Source organism: Bradyrhizobium sp. UFLA05-89 (genome assembly GCF_059803475.1).
This window is the reverse complement of sequence record NZ_JBANBA010000010.1, coordinates 111,579-132,835: the sequence shown is the minus strand read 5'-3', so window position 1 is coordinate 132,835 and position 21,257 is coordinate 111,579. Positions and strand designations below refer to the sequence as shown.

Annotated in this window: 18 protein-coding genes; 4 read left to right on the top strand and 14 right to left on the bottom strand. The window is 56.9% G+C overall.

Translation table 11 applies throughout. The features are described from left to right. Nucleotides 1-239: 239 nt before the first annotated feature. The 14 genes from SO139_RS08320 to SO139_RS08255 all read right to left on the bottom strand — a co-directional run bounded on the left by SO139_RS08320 (nucleotide 240) and on the right by SO139_RS08255 (nucleotide 14,741). The gene (locus SO139_RS08320; protein ID WP_498539939.1) at nucleotides 240-956 is read right to left on the bottom strand and encodes a transaldolase; all 717 of its coding nucleotides are present in this window, start codon (nucleotides 954-956) and stop codon (nucleotides 240-242) included. Beyond that, nucleotides 943-1,491, bottom strand: a complete 549-nt coding sequence (locus tag SO139_RS08315; RefSeq protein ID WP_498539938.1) for a D-glycero-alpha-D-manno-heptose-1,7-bisphosphate 7-phosphatase — start codon at nucleotides 1,489-1,491, stop codon at nucleotides 943-945. The genes SO139_RS08320 and SO139_RS08315 overlap by 14 nt, the downstream gene beginning before the upstream one ends. Continuing rightward, the gene (locus tag SO139_RS08310; RefSeq protein WP_498539937.1) at nucleotides 1,488-2,105 is read right to left on the bottom strand and encodes an SIS domain-containing protein; all 618 of its coding nucleotides are present in this window, start codon (nucleotides 2,103-2,105) and stop codon (nucleotides 1,488-1,490) included. Before SO139_RS08310 ends, SO139_RS08315 begins: the two co-directional genes overlap by 4 nt. Next, nucleotides 2,105-2,809, bottom strand: a complete 705-nt coding sequence (locus SO139_RS08305; RefSeq protein ID WP_498539936.1) for a nucleotidyltransferase family protein — start codon at nucleotides 2,807-2,809, stop codon at nucleotides 2,105-2,107. The genes SO139_RS08310 and SO139_RS08305 overlap by 1 nt, the downstream gene beginning before the upstream one ends. Beyond that, nucleotides 2,806-3,786 carry a GHMP family kinase ATP-binding protein gene (locus SO139_RS08300; protein ID WP_498539935.1) on the bottom strand — a complete coding sequence of 327 codons (981 nt, stop codon included), beginning with the start codon at nucleotides 3,784-3,786 and terminating at the stop codon, nucleotides 2,806-2,808. Before SO139_RS08300 ends, SO139_RS08305 begins: the two co-directional genes overlap by 4 nt. Further along, nucleotides 3,770-4,771 carry a Gfo/Idh/MocA family protein gene (locus SO139_RS08295; RefSeq protein WP_498539934.1) on the bottom strand — a complete coding sequence of 334 codons (1,002 nt, stop codon included), beginning with the start codon at nucleotides 4,769-4,771 and terminating at the stop codon, nucleotides 3,770-3,772. Before SO139_RS08295 ends, SO139_RS08300 begins: the two co-directional genes overlap by 17 nt. After that, entirely contained in the window at nucleotides 4,768-5,637 is an 870-nt protein-coding gene (locus SO139_RS08290) for an SDR family NAD(P)-dependent oxidoreductase (protein WP_498539933.1), read from the bottom strand. Before SO139_RS08290 ends, SO139_RS08295 begins: the two co-directional genes overlap by 4 nt. Then, nucleotides 5,634-6,929 (bottom strand): nucleotide sugar dehydrogenase, encoded by a 1,296-nt coding sequence (locus SO139_RS08285; protein WP_498539932.1) that lies wholly within the window; start codon nucleotides 6,927-6,929, stop codon nucleotides 5,634-5,636. Before SO139_RS08285 ends, SO139_RS08290 begins: the two co-directional genes overlap by 4 nt. Further along, entirely contained in the window at nucleotides 6,926-7,882 is a 957-nt protein-coding gene (locus SO139_RS08280; protein ID WP_498539931.1) for an NAD-dependent epimerase/dehydratase family protein, read from the bottom strand. Before SO139_RS08280 ends, SO139_RS08285 begins: the two co-directional genes overlap by 4 nt. Nucleotides 7,883-7,894: 12 nt before the next feature. After that, nucleotides 7,895-8,332: a GtrA family protein gene (locus tag SO139_RS08275; protein WP_498539930.1), complete on the bottom strand. Its 438-nt coding sequence runs from the start codon at nucleotides 8,330-8,332 to the stop codon at nucleotides 7,895-7,897. Continuing rightward, the gene (locus tag SO139_RS08270; RefSeq protein ID WP_498539929.1) at nucleotides 8,332-9,132 is read right to left on the bottom strand and encodes a class I SAM-dependent methyltransferase; all 801 of its coding nucleotides are present in this window, start codon (nucleotides 9,130-9,132) and stop codon (nucleotides 8,332-8,334) included. The genes SO139_RS08275 and SO139_RS08270 overlap by 1 nt, the downstream gene beginning before the upstream one ends. A gap of 89 nt (nucleotides 9,133-9,221) precedes the next feature. Continuing rightward, nucleotides 9,222-10,259: a glycosyltransferase family 2 protein gene (locus tag SO139_RS08265; RefSeq protein ID WP_498539928.1), complete on the bottom strand. Its 1,038-nt coding sequence runs from the start codon at nucleotides 10,257-10,259 to the stop codon at nucleotides 9,222-9,224. Nucleotides 10,260-10,441: 182 nt separating this feature from the next. Continuing rightward, nucleotides 10,442-12,220, bottom strand: coding sequence for a hypothetical protein (locus SO139_RS08260; RefSeq protein ID WP_498539927.1), 1,779 nt, complete (start codon nucleotides 12,218-12,220; stop codon nucleotides 10,442-10,444). A gap of 148 nt (nucleotides 12,221-12,368) precedes the next feature. Next, nucleotides 12,369-14,741 (bottom strand): hypothetical protein, encoded by a 2,373-nt coding sequence (locus SO139_RS08255; RefSeq protein ID WP_498539926.1) that lies wholly within the window; start codon nucleotides 14,739-14,741, stop codon nucleotides 12,369-12,371. Nucleotides 14,742-14,831: 90 nt separating this feature from the next. Here SO139_RS08255 and SO139_RS08250 point away from each other — a divergent pair, with 90 nt between their 5' ends. From SO139_RS08250 to SO139_RS08235, 4 genes are all read left to right on the top strand, one after another. Further along, nucleotides 14,832-17,066, top strand: coding sequence for a hypothetical protein (locus tag SO139_RS08250; RefSeq protein ID WP_498539925.1), 2,235 nt, complete (start codon nucleotides 14,832-14,834; stop codon nucleotides 17,064-17,066). A 612-nt stretch (nucleotides 17,067-17,678) separates the two neighbouring features. After that, nucleotides 17,679-18,605, top strand: a complete 927-nt coding sequence (locus SO139_RS08245) for an FkbM family methyltransferase (protein ID WP_498539924.1) — start codon at nucleotides 17,679-17,681, stop codon at nucleotides 18,603-18,605. A gap of 53 nt (nucleotides 18,606-18,658) precedes the next feature. Next, nucleotides 18,659-20,278, top strand: coding sequence for a glycosyltransferase family 4 protein (locus tag SO139_RS08240; protein WP_498539923.1), 1,620 nt, complete (start codon nucleotides 18,659-18,661; stop codon nucleotides 20,276-20,278). After that, complete coding sequence (locus SO139_RS08235; RefSeq protein ID WP_498539922.1) at nucleotides 20,275-21,153, top strand: glycosyltransferase family 2 protein; 879 nt, start codon at nucleotides 20,275-20,277, stop codon at nucleotides 21,151-21,153. Before SO139_RS08240 ends, SO139_RS08235 begins: the two co-directional genes overlap by 4 nt. The last annotated feature ends 104 nt before the right edge of the window (nucleotides 21,154-21,257 follow it).

The following is a 21,257-nucleotide window of genomic DNA, read 5'->3' as shown; positions in this document are numbered from 1 at the left end:
TGTGAGTATGCCTGTCCATAAGGACAGTTCTCAACACAACGGTCCACCTGACAAGGCGGCCCCCAGCGGAGGATTACCTTGAAACGGGAGAGGCGCGGCTCCACTCACCGCGGAATCGGCTTTCTCTGGGTTTGTTCGATCCGTCTGCATTGGGGCTTTCTTGAATCGTTGCGAAAGTCGTTGGGGCACAACAACTTTCGCTGATTCGAAGCCCGATGCGCTGAGAAATGCGGGCTAGTCTAGAGCTTGAAGCCAGCGCCGATGGCGTCGTCGGCGAACATCTTCACTGTCTCGAGCGAATAATCGTCGAGATTCTTACCGACCAGCGAGAGCTTCTTAAGAATATCATTGGTCACGGTAATGACCTGACACCCGATCGACTCGGCATGGAAAATGTTCAGAAGTTCGCGCGGGCTCGCCCAGATCAGTTCGGAAGCTGGCGCGACCTTCAGCAGTTCGACCGCTGCTGCCATCATCGGCAGGGGATCCTGCCCCGTATCGGCGACACGGCCGGCAAACACCGACACATAGCTCGGTACATTCGGATCGAGTGCCGCGACGACGTCGCGCACCTGGGTCAAGGTCATCAGCGCGGTGACATTTAGCTTGACCTTCTTGGCGGCCAGCTTTCCGATCAACTTGTAGCTCGTTTCCCGCTTGGTGTTCATCACGGGAATTTTGACATACACATTCTCGCCCCAACTCGCGATCTCTAGCGCTTGACGCTCCATATCCTCGAATTCGTCAGAGAACACTTCGAGAGAGATCGGCCTGTCGGGAATGGCTTTGAGAATATCGAGCGAGAAGGCCTTGTAGTCGGTGATCCCTGCCTTGCGCATCAAGGTCGGATTGGTCGTCAGACCTTTGATGAATGGCTTTGCATACATCTCCAACATGCCCGCCTTGTCGGCGCCGTCGGCGAAGATCTTGACGCTCAGCTCTTCAACTTTTTTCATGTTCGCTCTCGCTCTCTATGATCGTCAGAGCCTCAAGTGTCGAAGAAACTCTGTGGTCGTATTGGGTGGGCGGCTGTTCTCGGTAGGCACGATCGATGAAGATGGTTCGGCTGCCCGCGGCGATGCCTGCCTCAACATCGCTGCGACGGTCGCCGACCATGTAGCTGCACGAAAGATCAATGTTGAATTCAGCGGCACCGGTCAGCAGCATTCCTGGCCGGGGTTTCCTACAATCGCAGCCGTCGTCGTTGTCGTGGAAGCAAACGATGAAGCGATCGATTGCCGGAATTTCACGTGCAATCAGGCGATTGATACCTTCGACCGTTTCTCGCAGCGTCGTGCCCCGAGCTACATCGGGTTGGTTCGTGACAACGATCAGGACGAAGCCGCGATCCTTTAAGCGCTGAAGCTGATCGCGCAGCCCGGGATAGAGTTCGACATCCTCGACGCGCGACGGAGGGTAGGATTTACCCTCGCGGATCACAGGGTGATTCAGCACACCATCACGATCAAGAAAGATCGCCCTCGATTTCATCTGGCCGAGCTCATCGTCCCGGTCGCCGACTCCCACTTCGTCTGATTCGCCTTCAGCTTCGGGTGCGAGACCAACAAATGCCAGACCACCGCCTGAAATGCTTCGGAATGTGGCGTGACGTTTTCCGAGTTCACGGTCGGCACAATCACGCACGCGTCGGCGACCTGGGCGGTGTAGCCGCCGTCGCGCCCAACGACGCCCATGATTTTGGCTCCGACGGCTTTTGCATGCTGCAAAGCCATCACGAGATTGGGACTGATGTTCTTGTCAAGATTGCCGCCGCCGACGGAGAAAATGAAAATTGCATCCTTGGCCAGCAACTTGCTGATCTTCAGCCACTCAACGAAGATCGTGGCCCAGCCCTCGTCATTGGTGCGCGCGGTGAGTTCCGACACATTGTCAGTCGGCGCGTAGCATTCGATGCCGACGATCTTGCGGAAGTCATTCACGGCATGAGAGCAGTTGCCCGCGCTCCCGCCGACGCCGAGGAAGAAGACCCGTCCGCCGTCCGCTTTCACCTGCGCCAGTAGGTCCGCCATCCTCTCAATCGGTGCCACATCCATTTTTTCGATGATCTGGATCGATTCACGCATATGCTGTTTCGCGTAATCCATCAGTTTGCCCTGCCCTTAAAATAGTCCACCGCTTCGGCGAGTCCCTTGTGTGAGCCGATCTCGTAAAACCGCTCGCGAACTTCATAACCCGCGAGTTGTCCCGACAGCGATAGTCGGTGATAAATATCAGCGAGATCGAACGGTTCTGTCGCATTTTCGTCTACGAGAACCTGCGCCGACATGGCTCCGAGGCCATAATCAATATGCCTCATCTGAGACGTAGGTGCCCGCTTGTTGTACTCCACAATGATGTTGTCCCGAAACAAAACGTTACTCTTATCCCACCTGTCCGCATTGTGTTGCACCGTCATCAGCGCAGGCTTCCCGCTGGCGAGAAAGCCCCGTTCAACGGAGGCAAAATCGATTGGAAGATACGAGTCTCCATACAGGACCAAAAATTGGGTGTCCAGAAGCGGGAGGGCCTGCTTCAGCGCACCGCCGGTTCCCATCAAATCGGGCCAGTCCTGCGAATATGATACCGACAGCCCACTGGTCGAGCCGTCGCCGACGACGGCTTCGATCTGCTCTCCTAGAAAGCCCACGCACAGCACGACGCGGCCGATGCCTTGCCGGCGCAGATAATCAAGTTGCCGCAAGATAAACGGCGTACCAGCAACGTCCACCAGCGCCTTAGGAATAGTTTCCGTGATGGGATGGAGTCGCGTAGCCAAGCCTCCCGCAAGGATGGCCACTGGCAGCTTCATGAGAACAGCACCTTCGTACCCTCGAAGTCAAAGGCGAAGCGGACCTCCTCAAGTCCGGCCGCAGCCATCGCGTGGCGCAACTTGTTGCGGTCATTGGCGTAGAACAGCAGGAATCCGCCGCCGCCGGCGCCGACAAGTTTGCCGCCCGCGGCGCCGTTCTTCATGCCAAGGTCGTACCACTGGTCGATCTGCGGATTACTCATGCCGCCAGACCGGCGCTTCTTGTGCTCCCAATGCTCATGCATCAACGCGCCAAACTCCGTCGTCTTACCAGATTCAAGAAGCGCTTTGCTTTTCAGTCCAAGCTCCTTGACGAAATGTAAGTTGGCGATCATGTCCCTGTCGCTGCTCTTGGTCTTGGTGTTCTGATCCTTTAGGATAGACCCGGCGCTGCGCGAGAATCCAGTGAAGAAAAGCAGCAGGTTGTCTTCAAGATCAAATCTCGTATCGATCGAGATCTTCAACGGCTCTACATCGACGCGGTCGTTGGGATGGAAGGTGAAGCAGGTCAGTCCGCCGCACGCGGCGATATACTGATCCTGCTTGCCAACGGGCTCCCCGAGGCGATCGATCTCGATTTCGCAAGCGAACTCCGCCAACTCCTTCGGCTCGATCTGGCGCATCCGGTGTACATAGAGCGCCTTCAGCAGTGCCGTGGTGAAGCTTCCCGATGACCCAAGCCCCGTGCCAGACGGAATGTCTGCAAGCGTCGTGATTTCGACCTGCGGCGTTTTGAAGCCGAGCATCCGAATCGCTTCGCGGATGATCGGGTGCTGGACCTCGTCAATCGCGCTGACATGCTCAAGGTGGGAATATTTGAGGTAAATTCCTTCTGTGAACGGCCGCATGACGTTGACATAGACGTACTTGTTGATGGCTCCCGCAATCAGGAAGCCGCCGTGCTCGCGGTAATAGGAGGGCAAATCGGTGCCGCCACCGCCAAGACTAATGCGAAGCGGGCTACGCGTGGTGATCATATCCGGACATCCTGTAGATTTTTTCGATAATGGTCAGCGCCTCGATAGCGTCGTGTAAGCCGGCGGACGGCGAGCGCTTCAGCCTGATATCTTCTAGAAATTCCGCAAACTCGGTATCCCACGAATTATCCGCCATCGGATATTCCCATATCGTCGTTTCGGGCGGGCCCATCTCCGGAAGCATCTTGTAATATGTCAGCCGCTCGGTGCCGTAGCTGCCGCCGAGGCCATTGAGGTCGATCTTCCCATCCCGTCCGTAGATCTCGAAAGAGAAGGTATTTTTCCACTCGGTGCAGCTGGCGTGAAGAAAAGCAACTTTCTTCTCTGCAGTCTTTAGTAGCAGGAAACCATTGTCGTCGACCGGCATATCCCAGAAATAGGCCGTCGCGAAACCATCGACTTCGACGAAATCCCCAAGAAACCAACGGGCCAGATCGATCAGATGCGGCCCCTGGTCGATCAGCTCGCCGCCTCCCGATCTGACTGGATCAGATCGCCATTCGCGGTCGTAACCCACCCGACCACCATGGCCGTATCGCGCGCGCAGAAACATAAGGGGGCCGAGCGCGCCTGAGGTCACAAGATCATGGGCCTTCTGCAGGGCGCGGTGATAGCGATGATTGAACCCGACCCGCACCAGGCTCCCATTCGCGGCAGCCGTTTCGGCGAGCCCCGCCAGCTCGGCTGCGCGGCGGGCCGCTGGCTTTTCTATCAGGACGTGCTTGCCGGCGGCCGCCGCGCCCTTGGCGATTTTGGCGAGCGTATCGTGCAATGTCGAGATGATGACGATGGAGACCGCTGGATCGGCGACCGCCAGCTTCCAGTCAGTCACCGCCTTGCAGCCCGGCACCGTGGCTGCCAGCCGGTCGGCTCGATCTTGCGCTATGTCGGCACAGACGACGAGACGCCCCCCGCCGAGCGCCTTCGCCCGCTTTTGGCCGATTAGCCCGCAGCCAACGATCGCCACACCTGCCTGACCGCTCAACGGTCGCCCCATTGCTTGTTCCGGTCGCGACCGGTAATCCGCCGCAACGTGTAGACGTCGCTGGCGTTAAGCTCATCCAGATGCTTCGGCCAGTCTTCCCAGCGATCCCATTGCGCGGCGATCAGCTTGCCGGTGATGCCGTCGCTCTCGGACGACCCGAGAAAGACGCAAAGTGCCGCGCCGACATCAAGCGGCGTACCGCCTTCATCCGCAATCCTTTTCATCCGGTCGAAAAATTGTTGTCCGACCTTCTCCGGTCCGGCTTCGAGAAGCTGGTCCATCATGTGCGTGACCAGCGCGCCAGGAGCGATCGCGTTTACGTCGATTCTATCATTCTTGCATTCGAGCGCCAGCGACTCGGTGAATCGCACGACCCCCGCCTTCGATGCCGCATAGGCCGTGATCGCCGGCATTGGATTCGTCGCACCGCCCCCGGAGATGTTGATGATTTTACCATAGCGCTGCGCGCGAAATTGCGGCAGGGCCGCACGGGAAACATAGACGACGCCGAGCAGGTTGATCCTGACGGCGTCGACCCATTCGTCCCAGTCGACATCCTCGATGTTACCCATCGGGCCGTAGATGCCGGCATTGTTTACAAGAATATCCAGACGCGGAAATTCCGCGCGGAGCTTTTCGAATATCAGGTCGACATCTTTCGCCTCGCCGACATCGCCGACAACAGTTACGACACGCGCGCCGGAAGCGAGCAGCGGCGCGAGCATCTGCTGCTGTTCCGCAAGCTTGTCCGCGCTGCGTGCGCACAATAACACGCTGGCGCCGTTCGTCACAAAGTGTCGGGCGATCTCGGCCCCCAGCCCCTGGCTGGCCCCAGTGATCAGCGCAAAGCGGCCGCTTAGCTTCATCGAACCTTGCCCGCGACAATGTAGTCAAGCGTGGATAGGCTGGACAACTGCTTGGCGACAAATGCGTTCTGATCAATCAGTAACGCCCTCTTCATGTCCGGAACCAGTGCCACGAAGTCGAGTTCGCGAAACTCCGGCCATTCCGTAGCCAAGACAACCGCTTCGCTGCCCTTAAACACCATGTCGGCCGAACCGACGATCGTGAGCGTTGAATTCAAGGGCTCGGGTAATGTCGCGACTTTTGGATCGAACGCCGTAACGTCCGCGCCTTCGGCAATCAGCTCCTCGATAACCTCGATCGCGACGGATCTTCTAATGGCGTCGGTGCCTGCCTTGTAGGCTAATCCAAGGACGCCGATCTTTCTGCCGGCAAGCGTGCCGAGCTGCCCGCGCAGATGACGAACGACCCATCCCTTGTGATGGTCGTTGCTTTCCAGCACGGCGGCCAATACGGGAACTCGGGTATTGCGATCTTTGGCGATGGCCTTCAGGTACTGGACGTCACGCGCCAGGGTGCCGCCGCCGAAGGCCGAGCCGGGCCGAACATAGGCTTTCTTTCCAATGCGCGGGTCTAGCCGAAGCGCAGCCTCGACTTCACTCATGTCGGCGGCAACGCTCTCGCAGATGCTTGCGATCTCATTGGTGAAGGTGACGCAGGTGGCGAGGTATGAATTCAATGCGTGCTTTACCATCTCGGCGGATTCAACCCGCATCCATAGCAGCGTCTGGCAGAATGGCTTGAGCGCCGGCTCGATCACCTTGCGCGCATCTTCGCCGCGAATACCGATGATGATGCGCTCGGGCTCGGTGAAAACCCGGATCGCATCACCGAGTCGGAGATTTTCCGGCGAATAGCTAAACGAGACTTTGCGACCATTTGCGACTGTCGCAAATTCATTCTCCAGCAGCGCCGTGCTTCCCACCGGGACCTGCGAGGAGACCAGGACGACAGAGCTGTCTCTCAGATACGGAAACGTCAACCGCACGCGATCGAGTACGTAACTGACGTCCGCAACGTCATCATCGTCAACCGGGGTATCGAAATTGACCCAGACCAGGTCGGCCGACGAGACTGCAGCGGCGATGTCATGAGTGAAGCGCAGCGCACCGTCCTGCAAACCTTGTGTCAGTAGAGCGTCAAGGCCGGGCTCAAACAATGGCGCCTTGCCCGCATTAAGCTCGGACGCCGCCTCCACCGTCCCCGCGAGGCCCACCGTCGCAATCCCTCGCGATGCCAAACATGCTGCCGTCACCGTTCCGAGATGCCACAGGCCATAAACACAGACCTTCATGATCGTGCCTCGATAACCCATGGGTTAGCGATCAGATATTCCAGCGTGTTGATTACCCCATTCTGGATTGACAACTTCGGTGACCAGCCCAGCGCGCGTATCCGGCCGCAGTCAAGAAAGATGAATGGATTGTCGCCGATCCAGCCGCGCTCGCCGCCGGCATATTCCAATTTTGGTTTCAGTTGCAGACGTTTGCATATCCAGCCGATCGACTGATTGACTTCGCAATATTCGTCCTGGCCGAGATTGAAGATGTTGACTCGGTCGGTGGCGCGCTCGATTGCGATCATGATCGCGTCGATGCAGTCCTGAATGTAGAGATAAGATTTGCGCTGCTTGCCGTTGCCAAGCACCTTGAGCCGCGATGGATCGGCCCGCAGCTTCTGATAGAAATCGAAGACGTGACCGTGGGTATAGCGTTCGCCCAAAATCGAAACGAACCGGAAAATGAAGCCCTGGAAGCCAAAGCCTTCGCAATAAGACGAGATCAAGCCCTCTGCGGCGACCTTGGAGTTGCCGTAGAGCGAGGTCTGCACCGGGAATGGCGCATTCTCGGGGGTCGGAAACACAGTCGCCTCGCCATAGACCGAACCGGTCGAAGAAAACGCGATCCTCTTGATGCCGTGGGCACGCATAGCCTCGAGCACGTTGTAGGTCGCAATGGTGTTCTGTTCGATATCCTTGAACGGGTGATGCGTGCCGAAGCGAACATCGGCGTTGGCTGCGAGGTGGAATACCATGTCGGCCCCAACAATCGCGGCTCTCAATGCCTGGGTGTTGAGGAGATCCGCTTCGACCAGACGGAATTGCGACGACATCACAGCGTTTTCGAGGAAGCGGCGCTGGCCGGTGGAAAAATTGTCGTAGCCAACCACACTGTGACCGGCGGCAAGAAGCCGATCGACCAGACTGCTACCAATGAAGCCGGCGGCTCCGGTGACGAAACAACGCATATGCAAGCGTCCCTATTCCGGGGTGACAATCTCGAGGGAACGGTTAGAGCCGTCTTCAGGCTCGAGAAATACCCAGAACCTGTTCATAAGATAGTTGCAAACCGGCACGATGATTACGAGCGCAACCAGCGCCGGCTTGTAGTCGATCCCGAGGATTGCGGTGGTCACCCATACCGCCATCGTACTAAGAAGGAAAGACGCCAGCGAGCTGACGGCAAACTTCAGGAAATAGTCGCGATAGCGCCCGGGCACCGCAAACGAAAATCGAAAATGACCGAAGTACGATACCGCGAATGCGGCAACAAAGCCGATCACCGCGCCAACCGTTGGATTGGTACCCGCGGCCGCAACCGCCAACATCGCAACCCCGACATGAACCACCGTTGCAACCGCACCCACCGTGGAAAAACGCGCCAGCCGCCAGAATTCATGGGCAATTCCCGATTGCATCACGGGCGCTTTCGGGCTGTCACCACGCAACGAATCCCGCGGGGAAACGTAACGACGCGCGCCATGGCCTCTTCCAGTGACATGACCGCGTGACCGATTGCATTGAAGCGCGACGTCGCGCCAATCGCATTAGCCACATGCGCTTCGCGCTCGGAAGCCGACTTCGGCCGGCGCTGCGATAACCGCTTGGCAAGGTAGAACGCCGGGTATATCAGCGCGCCCAGATAGTTCCGCCGTTCGACGACAAGACCGGCATGCTCGACGACGCTGCATATGCCTTGTAAGGTATATCGGCGAAAGTGCTGCAGCTGCCGGTCGTAGTCATCAAACAATTCCGGCCCGGCCGGCACTTCAATCACCGCGACGCCGCCGGGCTTCAACATGCGCGCGATATGCGTCGTCGCTGCGATATCGTCTTCGATGTGCTCCAGGACATTCAGCAGAACCATCGCGTCGTAATTGTCGGACGGCAGCGGGCTGTTGGCGAGATTGAACCTGATAAGCGGAATGTCCGGCATCTTCTCCCCGAGCTTGATGAGGGTTCCAAGCGTATAGTCACCGCCGCTGAGCGTTACATTGGGCAGACTGCGCCTGATGTCCGCAAGCAAATGACCCGCCGAACAGCCGACTTCCATAATAGAGGCGCGCCTTCCGCCGAGGGTTCGCTTGAGTTCATCGATTGCGTGACCGCGCGACGCGACATCGATGAAGTGGGCGCCCGATTCCGTGGCGCTTTCGTGCAGTTCTGTTAGTTCGTCCGACCAACCGGATTCACCAACTTCGTAAGCGAGAACCCGCATCGATCTTCCGGAGCGGATGAAAGCGCCCCCGTTCCACACAGGGGGAGCTTCCCCGGGTGAGACCGGAGGAAAAGTCATGTCGTTCATCGTCACTCGCAATCGCTCGCGGCACTGCGCCCAACTCCGCTAAGCACGGGAGCGGTCGATTGGCGGACCGAATCGGCAAAGTTGACCTTACGATCTACGATATACATCGGCCGGTGCTTGGTTTCATCGTAAATACGACCGATGTACTCGCCTACGACGCCCAACGCCAGCAGTTGCACCCCCGAAAAGAACGAAACGACCAGCACAGTTGTGGGCAAGCCCGGCGTCAGGTCAAAGCCCATAAGTTTTTGAAACAAATACCATAATCCGATCGCGAAGCTGATCGCGGCGACGATAAAGCCGGCCATCGACATCATCTGCAACGGACGGCTGCTGAACCCTACCAAGCCATTGACCCCGATCCGCAGCGATCCGATCAGACGGTTGTAATTGCCGGTTCCGCTCAAACGTGCATCCCGGTTGTAGAGTACAGCCGCTTGTTTGAAGCCGACGAATGCGACCATGCCGCGGAGGAACCCATGGGATTCGGATAGGCGTCGGAGTTCTTCGATAACTCGCCGCGACATAATGCGGAAATCGCCAGTATTACGTGGAATCTCGACATCGCTCAGGCGGTTGATGACCGTATAGCCGAAGTACGACACCGCTCGCTTAATCAGCGTCTCGCCTTCGCGCGAGGCGCGCATCGCATAGACTACTTCATAGCCCTCGGCCATCTTGTCGTAGAGCTTTTCGATAACTTCAGGCTGGTCTTGAAGGTCAACGTCTATGACAACGCACTTTTCTCCGGTGCAATTCAGGATGCCCGCCATCGTCGCAGCCGGCTGGCCAAACCGCCGGGAAAACAGAATCAGCTTGACAGCCGGATTGCGCTCGATCTCGCATAGGATCACCGCCTCGGTGTCGTCGGGCGACGGATCAAGCGCGAAAATGATCTCGTAGCTGACGCCCATCTTGGCCATCACGGCCTCGGAACGCTCCAGGAACGGCCGAATATTGCCGGCTTCCTTGTACACCGGAACGACGATCGACAATTCGACCTGGGGAGCGCCGGGCTTCAACAAAGGCAAAATCGACATTCAGTGGCCCCATGAGAACACAATCCAACGCGACCTCACAGCCACCGCCGGTCCGAGAGGCAATCGAATGCCCATGATAGCGAAGAGCGACTGTCAAGTGAACCCTCATATCACCATTCGCAAACGGTGACTGACCTATTGCCATACTCGCCATCTTTGGCGCGGCGGGGCCCATTCCGAAATTAGAGCAAGGGTTTGACGAGCCGGAATTGAGTTGTCTCGTAGATAACCCGCGCCGAATCGACTGTGCTACGTTTATCGTCCAGAACCAGCGCCGGTGCTATTGCATAGTCGGGATGAATCCATTTTCGAAAGTTTACGGCCAGATCCCACCCGGCAGGCGACCACTGCAGGTCGGTTCCTCGCCGTCCGAGCTCGACCAACACAGCAATCACATTTAGGTCGTCGTGAAGATCGGCCAATAGCGGGGCCGACCCTGCCGCTGCAGCGATGAAGTCGAAGTCGACCTTCTTGAATATTTGAGTTGCCGGCGGGTTGAGAACATAAGTACTAAGCGAACCCAACGTTCGTGGCGCGCGCACGATGAGCAAGACGGCCCATATCGTCACAAGGATCGACAAGTCTCGAGCTGGTCTGCGATCCACATCAGAGTCGACCAACCAAGCCAGACCACAGAAGCCGAAACTGCCGAGGATGCCGATAAACTGGTAGGCGGCAAATCGGGCCGAACCGAAGCCCGCGGCATCCAGTAAAGTCATTGCAAGGAAGACAAGCAGTGGACCGGCGGTCAACGCCACCGCGATCGCATTTTTTCTCAGAACCGCTATTGCAGCCAACGCGACGTGCAACGAAAGGGCTGCTGCTGAACCGACATAAAGCCAGGCTTCCGAAATCGTGAGATAGTTCCGCGTTGGGTTTTGAATCTCGAGAAGATGAGGCAAGAGTGCAGGCCAGCTAATAAAGAAGCCTGGCGGCGTACTAGGCATTATGACAGGCCGGGAAAACATTCCGCCACTGGCGAACGCAACAAGCGTGATTGCTGCGAGCCAGATAATAGGTGCCGCATGTGAAGATTGACGCTCGCCGATCCTAAAAAAGACATCGACGCAAATAAATAAACCCGCGATCGCACCGAAGAGGAGTCCTGTCCCCACGCCGGTGTGCAGAGTGGCAACACCCACCGTAAGGACAACGAGAAGGGCCAGCTTTTGCGGCGTCATTTCACGAGATGACGTCATAAACAAGCCGAGCAAGAATAGACACGACGGAAAAGCCAGCAATTTTCCAAAGTAACCGTCTCGGCCAAGCTCGAACCACGCGGTCGTAAGCAAAAAAAGCGAAAGCCCGACGATAGATGTCTTTGATCGAGCAAATGCCGCTGCGATCGACAGACAGGCGACCGAGAAGGCGACGGCACAAGCCGGATCGTAAGCGAACAAGCCGGAGGTCTGGCTAAGCATGGCCGTAAGCGCGAGCGCGACGAAGGCGCTATACCGGTAATCGTTCGTGAAGATCAAGGCGGGCCAGCTTTCATATGGATGCTCGGGATTGACGATTGGCTGCTGACCGAACGCATGAGAGAGCAACCAGTCTGCGGCCTGAGCGTAGCCACCATGATCAGACCCGTCGATATAAAGAATGGCCGGCGACCCAGCGGTGATCGTAGAAGCACAAAACAGGCAAGTTGCCGCCGCTCCGACCAAAATCACAAGCGCGATCGACGTGTAAGCGTCTTCGCACGACGGCCGCCATTTAATCCCGCTGAAGATTGTAGCCGCACTGCAAAGGACGAGCGCTATCACAGCGGAAAGTAGGAACGAAAACCTGTCCGTTGAGTAAATTAAGGTCACTAGGATCGGAAGCGTCAGCAAGCCGCAGGCGGGCGCGAGCAGAAGCACAAACTTCCGCCTGTCCGAAAATTGCATGGCCACGAAGCCACCGGCCAATCCGAGAAGCCAAATCGCCGCCAATACCTTCGCGAATAACCAGATAAGAAACATCTATTGAGAGCCCTCGCGACGCCCGTACCTAGCACTAAGTTTGAAATCCGGCCATATCTCGATCGGAAAATGCTCCATAACGGCTTCCCAGCTAGACTAGAGTTTTTGGCTGCATGGTTTTCCTCTTTCAAAGCGTTATCTCGCGCCTTCAGCGAACAACGCTAGTCAACATCGAAACGGAGAGTTGATGAATTCCGCCTACCTGCCCAACGATTCGTATTTCGCCTTCGTTCTCAATTCCCGAAAGGGCCGGCAAGGCGACGGCAATTTGGCGCGGCAATTCGCTCGAACGGAGGCTCAGGAGAAGCTTGCCTGAAATATAGAGTTCGATTCGATTGTCCGGACGGAGGTCTGGGCCAGCAGCCAGATGGACTTCAAGAGATCTTTGGCCCTGAGCCAACGGCCCATAGAGCACAAATCTGCCAGATACACTTAGCCAACGCCACAGCAAATCAACCGTGCTACCGCCTGACGGTGCAAGCCAGTGAGAATCAGGAAGGACAAGATGAGCCTGTCCTTCCAAAGGCGCGGTGGCCAACACAATCGAGGACGGATTAAGCGAATAGGTGATATCGGCAACGGTGGCCCCCAACGCTCCAACGCGGAAAAGCCTGGCGATTTTTCTCGATGCGGCTGCATCCGGCGGGCCAAGGGGGCTGAACCGTGTCGTCTCCGAAGCGCGAAACGCAACCCTGTTTGGCCCATACCGGTTCTGATACAGGAACAAGTTTAACGGCTCGGCGCTCAGGTCGGGATACACCGTGGCGCGTGCAGAATGCGGATCCAGTTGATAAGCAGGTGGCAACGGCATGAGGGCGGTTCTGTCGCGGTAGAGCCTCAGGACCTTTTCTTTTTCAATGAATGCGATGATGCAATAGGCCCCGATCAGACAGACCAGCATACCGCCCACGATCTTGTACTTCGTCAGCCTGATTTGAAATGCTGCGACAGGGACGATAATTGCCCCAACGAATACGAAATAGTCCGTGATTTTAAGCAGGCCGTAACCCAATCCGCGAACGTAGAGAATTGCCTGAAAGACCGCCACCAAGAGGGCAAGGATGAACAGCGCAAGAAGGTCGCTCCGTATTACGGCTTCAGTATTGTCCGCCCTTTTTGCGCTCCAAGCTAACACGATGATCGAGACGATGACCGCCCCCAACATGGCGAGCGCGGCGAGGCGCGGAATAAGAGGATAGGCCGTCAAACTATCAGCGGTGGTTAGTGTCACCCCCGCCGCTTGCATCAAAAATCCAGATGCAGCAATCCAATCTCCGGGATGTCCATGCCCGGCGCTCAAAAACTGACCAATAAGGGCTGGCCACACGTTCAAGATCAGGGGAAACGACGAAGCCAGATACAATGCAGTAAATGCGGCGGCCCCTTTGAACGTCGGCATCCAGCGCTGACTGCTAACAATAGGAACGATTGCGATAGCGCCGAACACCACAAGGTAAAATGGATGGGCCTCCATTGATGTGATCGCCATCGCCCCACAGGCCCATCCCGCCAATGCGCAACCCGCGATCATCTCGTTTTCGCTTCGCTCCGCGCGAAACGCCCAGATCGCGGCCGCGATAATTACGGGCGCAACTACGGCGCCCATGGTACTGGAATTGAACTGTTGCAATATCTGGTGCAGCAACACGTTGCCAAAGATCAAGGACGCAAAACAGAGTGCCGAGGCGGTCAAGCTGCGCGTCACGAGCATCACGATTGACGTGGCGCCCAAAGCAATCATCGGGAGCGCGATACGCTGTGACAGAAAAAACGCGGAATGAGTATTCAACCCGAGGATGTCAGCAAAGTCGGCGGTAAGGATAGCGGATGGTGCGCGCACTGTCTCAGCATGGTCAATCAGTGGGGAAAACCCCGCCGGATAGGACATCCGGGGCTCAATCCAGCCGACGCTTCTCAACTGATCGATAAGCCCCAGATAGGAAAATGTGTCGTCGTTCGTTAGCGGGAAATAATCGAGGCCTGCGAAGAGCAGATCGGCCGAATTCACGGCAATTGCCAAGGTGGCGCCGACGAAACAGAGGCCGATGCCACTGAGCAAAACGTGGAAAGGAGGGCGTCTCGCAAGCCCCGGCAGGAGGACCAAACAAATAGCCGCCAGACCGACTATGCCCCAGAATACCGCAGCCGACTTAAGACCGAAGCTGTGCAGAATGGTCCCGGCACTCAAATAGACAGTTGCCCCTAATGCCGGAGACAATAAGAGCCAGCCCGACGCGTACCGGGACCGGTCGCTAGCGATGAGAGCTAAGGCGATCGGCAATCCAAGAAAGAGAATGGACGCGAATTGAATGCCGGCCGAAACATAAAATGCGCGCATTGGCCCGCTGTCCGAAAGCAGAAATCGAAATGTTTGCCGACGAAACAGGCTGCTTCTCTGTTCGCTCGGTAAGTGTTGCTGATAGCGAACAATACAATGGACGCCAACCCTGCTCGAGCACTGAACATGCGTTATGAGCCTTCGATCCGTTCGGTAACCGACCTGTCGGAACGCGTCGACCATTCGCGCTCCGAAAGCAGTTTGTTCACCCCGGTCGCTTCCAATTCCCCATAGTGTGGTCTAAGACGCCTTCCGAAACTGACCCGAATCCCTATGCTCAACACCATCCTGTTCCAGCCATTGCCCTCCGCATTGATCGCGTTGGTGGCTTTTCTCGTGATGATATGGCCGGGGTACGCGCTCTTGCATCTCGCAGGACATGGCCGGCATCGCTGGTCGGGCGCGCTGTTCGCCGGACCGGCAGCGACCCTTGCATTGTGGATCATTGTGCTGTCTGGCGCGGCGTGGGCGTCGGTTCCGCTGAAAAGCATCTTCGGTCCGGTCTGGATCGCCACCCTGCTGCTCGCCGTCCTCGGCGGGGCGTTGCGGCTCTCAGTCAACCGGCGCGTCGTAGCGAATGGCGTGGACACACGACCGGACCGGCTGTGGCTCTGGGCTACCGCGGCCCTACTGCCGCTGCTCATAATGCCCGCGACCCTGCGGTATGGCCTCGGCGATTTCGTCAATTCGACCACAGCCGACCCGTGGTCTTACATTATGGTCGCCGACTATCTGTCGGCCGTGGCCCGGGGCGCCGAAGGCGGGCTGTCGCCCTTGCATCAATACGCCTCGCATTTGATGAATACCCGCAACGCCTCATCCGCCATTCTGGCGCACCTTTCTCTCGGGCTTGGCGTCAAGGCCGATCAGGTCATGGCGCCGTTCTGCCTGCTGCTGCTGTTCGCCAACACCAGCGCTCTGATCGGCTTTGCCCGTACTAGCTTCGGACGTACCGAAGCCGCACTCGGCCTGGCCCTTCTGGCAGGAGCGGGCTGGCCTGCCAATATCGTCTTTGCCGGCAATTTCGATCAGCTTCTGCTATTGCCCCTGCTGCCGCTGATCGCCGCACTAGCGCTTCGCGCCGGCGGCAACATCAACCTGTGGGGCGCGAGTGCGCTGATCGGTGTGCTCAGTGCAGCCGCCGTGCTCGCTTATGTCGAACTAGCGTTTATCGGTTTGGTAATCGCAATGGCTTTTATCATCACGCCTGGCACCTCACTCCGTTTGGTAATTGGCCGGACCCTGTTGGTGTGCTGCATTGCCGTCCCGGTTTTCGTGCTTTTGACGTGGCCCGGCCTGGACGCGTTGATGAACATGCTGAAAAGCCAGTATTCGACGACGCTGGCGGCGATCCGGCCGGGTGATGGCTATTTCCAAGGGCTTTTGGCGTTGAGTCGACTTCCAGACACCGTGTGGGCGCTGGGTGGCGAATACGCCCAACGCCGCTGGATCGCACTACCGTGGATAATTGGCGCCCTACTCAGCGCCGTGACGCTGCTCGGTGCCTGGGTCGAACGCACGCGTTGGGGGGCTATCCTTGCCTTGGCGACCGTGGCAGCGATCTTCCTTCATTTCGCCGTTGGCGAGCACTACAGCTATGCCGCTTACAAGATCATCAGCGTCAATTTCTGGATAATTGGCTTTTTTGCCGTCGGTGGCGGGATCTGCCTAGCTGAATTCGCAAAGCCACGACTGCCGCTGCGTGTCGAAATCACAGCCGTCATCACCGCCTTCCTGCTTGTCGTGGTGGCGGAACGCACCGTCGTGCAGGCCAATGTGATCCACTTCACGCATAACGCACTTCAGCAAAAGGCCTATCGCGAAGCGGAGACGATCAGCGGTCTAGTGCAGCATGCACCCACCTTGCTGGCCGTACGCGACGACGTCGGGAATGAATGGGCCGTGTTCTACCTGTCCGAGATGCCCCTCCTGATCGCGCCGTATCGGATCTACATGGCGCAGGCCCACGTTATCCCGTTCATGGAACGAGCAAAGCCTGTGGACCCGACCGCAATCCGTTACATCATCACAGACCGTAACGACACGATCCGCGCCCCCCTCTGGGGCGCGCGGCGGATCTGGGACGGCGAGACCTACAGCCTTTGGGAAATCGACGACGGCGGCTGGACCGTGCTTGCCGACGTGATCAATCCCAATGGCATTGAGCCCGGAGGGATCTGGCTGGGCGGCGCAAAAACTGCCTTTCTGGTTGTGACGGGAAGGACAGGTCCGGCCACCCTCTTCGCCAACATCCAACCTGGTCCGCGGGCGCCGCCGGAGGTTCAAGAGTTTCGTGTTACTATCTCAGATAGCGCCGGCGCTCACACAACTGAGATCCCGCCAGGCGAAATCAGAATTCCCATCGACGCAACCGCCGGCAAGAGTTCGATCAGCATCACAATCGACGTTCCCGTCGGTGGAACGATGCCTACCAACGGTGATGTTAGACCGATGATTCTGCGCATGAGGGATTTCGGAATTGAGCGAAGCGTCAAGCCCTTGGGCTGACCTTCAAGGAGCTGCTGCCTGCCAGGGCGAAGCATTCCCCCGAAACAATAAAGTTTCTGAAACTGAAAGCTCACGACCCAACGCGGGATGTCGTCTTGAACTAATCAACAAATGTGCCCGCGGGCCGGCTTGTTTGTCTTCTTGGATCTAATGATCGTTCCAGTTCAAGATCCGGCGGCATCGTCAACATTTACCTTGTGGAACTGGTGCAAGATTTGCGAGGAAATCTGCGATTGCAATTGTGGTTTGCAAGGAAGATGGCGGTCGTGAATTACGATCAGCGTCTCGTGTTTCATGTCAAACCCGCTGCTTATTTACGTGGAGTTTCAATGACACCGAGATTCGGATTAAACGATCTATGTGCTAATCATCGAAGTGAGGCATAACGACAATAGCAACCCGGTTGATGGCTCCAGCCGGCCTTGCACGGGCCGCGTCAAACCAGATCTAGTTGCCGTTCGTCGTCCGACCACAATATGAGCTGTGACCAAATGATCTCGGCGCCACACGGACCCATCAAACAAGTTTTTGATACTTGATGTATTCCCCTCAAGGTTGCAGAGAAAAAGCCACGATGGCGTGGATATCGATCTCTAGACCAGGGACCAAAGCTTGATCTCGTACGCACAAAATTTTGAAGACGTGATGCTGGCGCGAGTATTTGCCGGCCGCAAAACGGGGTTCTACGTGGATGTCGGCGCCGCTGATCCGGTGAACCTGAGCGTCACCAAGTGGTTCTACGATCTCGGTTGGACCGGGCTGAATATCGAACCCAACAAGCAACTCTTCGAGCGTTTGGCCGCGGAGCGACCACGCGATACTAATCTGCATTGTGGCGCTGGCGCCACCACCTCAGAAGCACAATTCTTCGAACCCGATGTCGGGGAATTGTCGTCCTTCGATTCTCGGGTCCAGGACAAAGCCCAAAACACTGGCGTGCCGGGTTCAACGCGAACCGTCGCCGTGGCGCCGCTAACGGATCTGCTGAAGCTTCACTGCCCGGGACGCGACATCGATTTTCTCAAGATTGATGTTGAGGGATGGGAAGCCGAAGTTCTGAAGGGGCTCGATCTCCGGCAATATCGTCCGATCGTCATCTTGATCGAGGCAACGATCCCGCAGACCCGGATCGAGTCTCATATGGAATGGGAACCTCGCGTTCTCAGCGCCAATTATTCGTTTGTGTACTTCGACGGTGTAAACCGCTTTTATCTGGCCCACGAACACGCGGACTTGAAAAAGCATTTCGCCAGCCCACCAAACGTGTTCGACGAATTTGAAACGTTCCCGTTGCTTCGTGCAAGGACCGACGCGGAACAACGTCTTGAGGCGATGCACAAGCTCGAACGGTTCATCCAAGAGAGAGATGCCCTGATCAAAGAGAGAGATGCCCTGATCAAGGAGAGAGATGCCACGATCAAGGAGAGAGATGCGACGATCAAGGAGCGAGATGCCGTGATTGGCCGGATTTTCAACAGTCGTCTCTGGAAATTAACTCACCCTAAGTGGCTTGCCCGATTCCGGGTAAGCAGGCGCTGACAAGAGGAAGACTGGATTTGACTCTCTGCCCCACCAATCAATTGCGAACTATCGTGGTCGATCTGACACCGGTCCTTCCAGGCGGGGAAAACGGTGGCGCCAAGGTATTCGTACTTGAACTGTTGCGCCGTCTCGCAGAGCTCGCGCCTCAAACCCAGTTCGTACTGCTAACTCAGGCCGCAGCCCACGAAGAACTCGCAACCCTCGATAGCGCGAATGTCCGGCGTTTGATGATTCTCGACGCCGGCACGCCACCGGCTTTGCGGTCCCTCGGGACAAGAATATTTTCCCGCGTTTTGGCTCATTCGCCGGAGCGACTAAGACGCCTGGTTGGTCGACTTGGACATTCCTTGCTGACACTGTCAAAGCGCGGACGTTCGCGGTCCCTGTTGCGGGATCTCAATGTAGATTTGCTGTTTTGCCCGTTTACCGCACCAACCTATTTTGAGCCGAATGTTCCAACGGTCTGCGTCATCTACGATCTGCAGTATAAAGCCTATCCAGAATTCTTTACGGCGGAAGATGTCGCGCACCGTGACCGCACCTTCGCCGAGGCCGCACGCAGGTCCACCACACTGGTCGCCATTTCCGATTTCTCGCGAGATGCGGCAATCGCCGAAGGAAAGCTCGACCCGACCGACATCAAGACTATCCACCTGCACATTTCTCAGCACAGTCTGCGCAATGCGCCGCGGGATGATACAGTCCTAGACCGGCTCCAACTCGTAGCGGCGAAATATCTGATCTACCCTGCGAATTTCTGGAAGCACAAGAATCACGAGATGCTGCTGACGGCGTTCGGACTAGCGCGCCGCGCAGGGCTCGCCGACGATATTCGTCTCGTCTGCACGGGCGCGCCGGGTGCCCGGCAACAATGGCTAAAGCAGGCGGCGCGCCGCCTTGGGTTGGAAAACCATGTTCTGTTTCCGGGTTATCTCGCCAGCGCCGAACTTCTGGCGCTGATTACGAATAGTTGCGGAGTGATCTTTCCGTCACTCTACGAAGGTTTCGGCCTGCCCGTCGTCGAGGCCATGGCGACCGGTGTGCCCGTCGCATGTAGTGACGTCACTTCGCTGCCGGAAGTAGTGGGAGACGCAGCGATCCTGTTCAATCCGCGCGTCCCTGAAGACATCGCCAAAGCGATCCTCTCTCTCGCTCAAGATAAGGAGCTTGCCGCTCGGTTGGTGCAGGTTGGCAACTTACGCGCAACCGAATTCTCAAATTCACGACTAATGGCCCAACAATACTGGGAAATTTTTGAGCAGGCCAAACGTAAGGGAATCCGATCCAACATTCTATTGGGGGCGCATGAGGACGGCTGGGTGGGCCCAAACGTAAAGTTGCAGGTTGTGCCTTCAGAGCATGCGCGTACCCTAAGCGTCGAAATAACTCTTCCTAACTGGGCGCCGATCTCCAGGGTGACTGCGCGCGTCCGGCAAGATAGCAACACAAAGGGTGAGGTCACTGTACTGCGGGGTCACCATGGGGCCGTCTCAATTCAACTTCCTTTAGCGGGTGGATACTTTGACATCGATTTTTCTGTTTGCTTCGTTCCTGCGCTGACTGCGCTTGGCGACGATCAGCGGGAGCTTTCGGCTATGCTAACCAAATGTACGATCGCAAGCTCTGATGGTCAGAGCATGATGCTGTTTCCAGAAAAGATACTCACATGAAAGTTAGCGTCGTGACCCCTTCCTTCAATCAAGGGCAATTCATTCAGCGCACGCTCGAGAGCGTCGCCACACAGTCCGGCGCGGAGATCGAACATGTCGTATTCGATGGCGGAAGCACCGATGACACTATCGATGTGCTGAGGTGTTTCGGCCACGGCGTCAAATGGGTCTCGGAAAAAGACAGAGGACAGACTGACGCGGTCAACAAGGGAATCCGCGCCACCGACGGCGAAATCATCGGATGGCTGAATTCGGACGACGTCTATTACCCGGGCGCGATTGCGCACGTTGTCGCATTCTTCGAAACCCACCCGGACGTCGATGTGGTCTACGGCATGGCTGACCACATCGACCTCAGCGATTACGCCTTCGAGGCCTATCCTACCGAACCCTGGGACTTTCCACGCCTCATGGACACGTGTTTCATTTGTCAACCCGCAACATTCTTTCGTAGGCGCGTTGTCGATCAGCATGGTTTTCTCAATGAAAAGCTCCGTTTTTGTATGGACTATGAGTACTGGCTGAGATTGGCAAAGGTCGGTGTCCACTTCGCCTATGTGGAAGAGAAATTGGCCGGTTCGCGACTGTACGCTGAGAATAAGACGCTAGGATCTCGCGTTAAGGTGCATGCTGAAATCAATGACGTGCACAAAACGCTATTCGGCAAAGTGCCCGATCGCTGGTTATGGAATTATACTCATGCCGTCGTCGAAGAGAAACTCGATCGATCAGGATCACCGCGCAGGTTCGACCTGTACATGATGATCATAGTGATGAAGGCTGCCTTACATTGGAATGGCCGAATTGCGCCCGAGATGAGGACAAATCTTATCAACCTCTGGCGCCGGTTCCGAAACCGGTCTGACCGACATTGATTCGACCGTCGATCTATCCTAAAAGGCCGAAAAACGGACTTCCAGCTTCATCTCCACTTGAGCCACGCTTCCCGCCGGCGAAATGTCCTCGCCTGCAATAAGAG

Excerpts from the sequence above, each read along its gene's own strand:
- SO139_RS08300 (WP_498539935.1), bottom strand. The coding sequence starts at position 3,786 with ATGATCACCACGCGTAGCCCGCTTCGCATTAGTCTTGGCGGTGGCGGC.
- SO139_RS08255 (WP_498539926.1), bottom strand. The coding sequence starts at position 14,741 with ATGGTCGACGCGTTCCGACAGGTCGGTTACCGAACGGATCGAAGGCTC.
- SO139_RS08260 (WP_498539927.1), bottom strand. The coding sequence starts at position 12,220 with ATGTTTCTTATCTGGTTATTCGCGAAGGTATTGGCGGCGATTTGGCTT.
- SO139_RS08305 (WP_498539936.1), bottom strand. The coding sequence starts at position 2,809 with ATGAAGCTGCCAGTGGCCATCCTTGCGGGAGGCTTGGCTACGCGACTC.
- SO139_RS08320 (WP_498539939.1), bottom strand. The coding sequence starts at position 956 with ATGAAAAAAGTTGAAGAGCTGAGCGTCAAGATCTTCGCCGACGGCGCC.
- SO139_RS08250 (WP_498539925.1), top strand. The coding sequence starts at position 14,832 with ATGCTCAACACCATCCTGTTCCAGCCATTGCCCTCCGCATTGATCGCG.
- SO139_RS08315 (WP_498539938.1), bottom strand. The coding sequence starts at position 1,491 with ATGAAATCGAGGGCGATCTTTCTTGATCGTGATGGTGTGCTGAATCAC.
- SO139_RS08275 (WP_498539930.1), bottom strand. The coding sequence starts at position 8,332 with ATGCAATCGGGAATTGCCCATGAATTCTGGCGGCTGGCGCGTTTTTCC.
- SO139_RS08270 (WP_498539929.1), bottom strand. The coding sequence starts at position 9,132 with ATGCGGGTTCTCGCTTACGAAGTTGGTGAATCCGGTTGGTCGGACGAA.
- SO139_RS08290 (WP_498539933.1), bottom strand. The coding sequence starts at position 5,637 with ATGAAGCTAAGCGGCCGCTTTGCGCTGATCACTGGGGCCAGCCAGGGG.
- SO139_RS08235 (WP_498539922.1), top strand. The coding sequence starts at position 20,275 with ATGAAAGTTAGCGTCGTGACCCCTTCCTTCAATCAAGGGCAATTCATT.
- SO139_RS08285 (WP_498539932.1), bottom strand. The coding sequence starts at position 6,929 with ATGAAGGTCTGTGTTTATGGCCTGTGGCATCTCGGAACGGTGACGGCA.
- SO139_RS08265 (WP_498539928.1), bottom strand. The coding sequence starts at position 10,259 with ATGTCGATTTTGCCTTTGTTGAAGCCCGGCGCTCCCCAGGTCGAATTG.
- SO139_RS08280 (WP_498539931.1), bottom strand. The coding sequence starts at position 7,882 with ATGCGTTGTTTCGTCACCGGAGCCGCCGGCTTCATTGGTAGCAGTCTG.
- SO139_RS08310 (WP_498539937.1), bottom strand. The coding sequence starts at position 2,105 with ATGGATTACGCGAAACAGCATATGCGTGAATCGATCCAGATCATCGAA.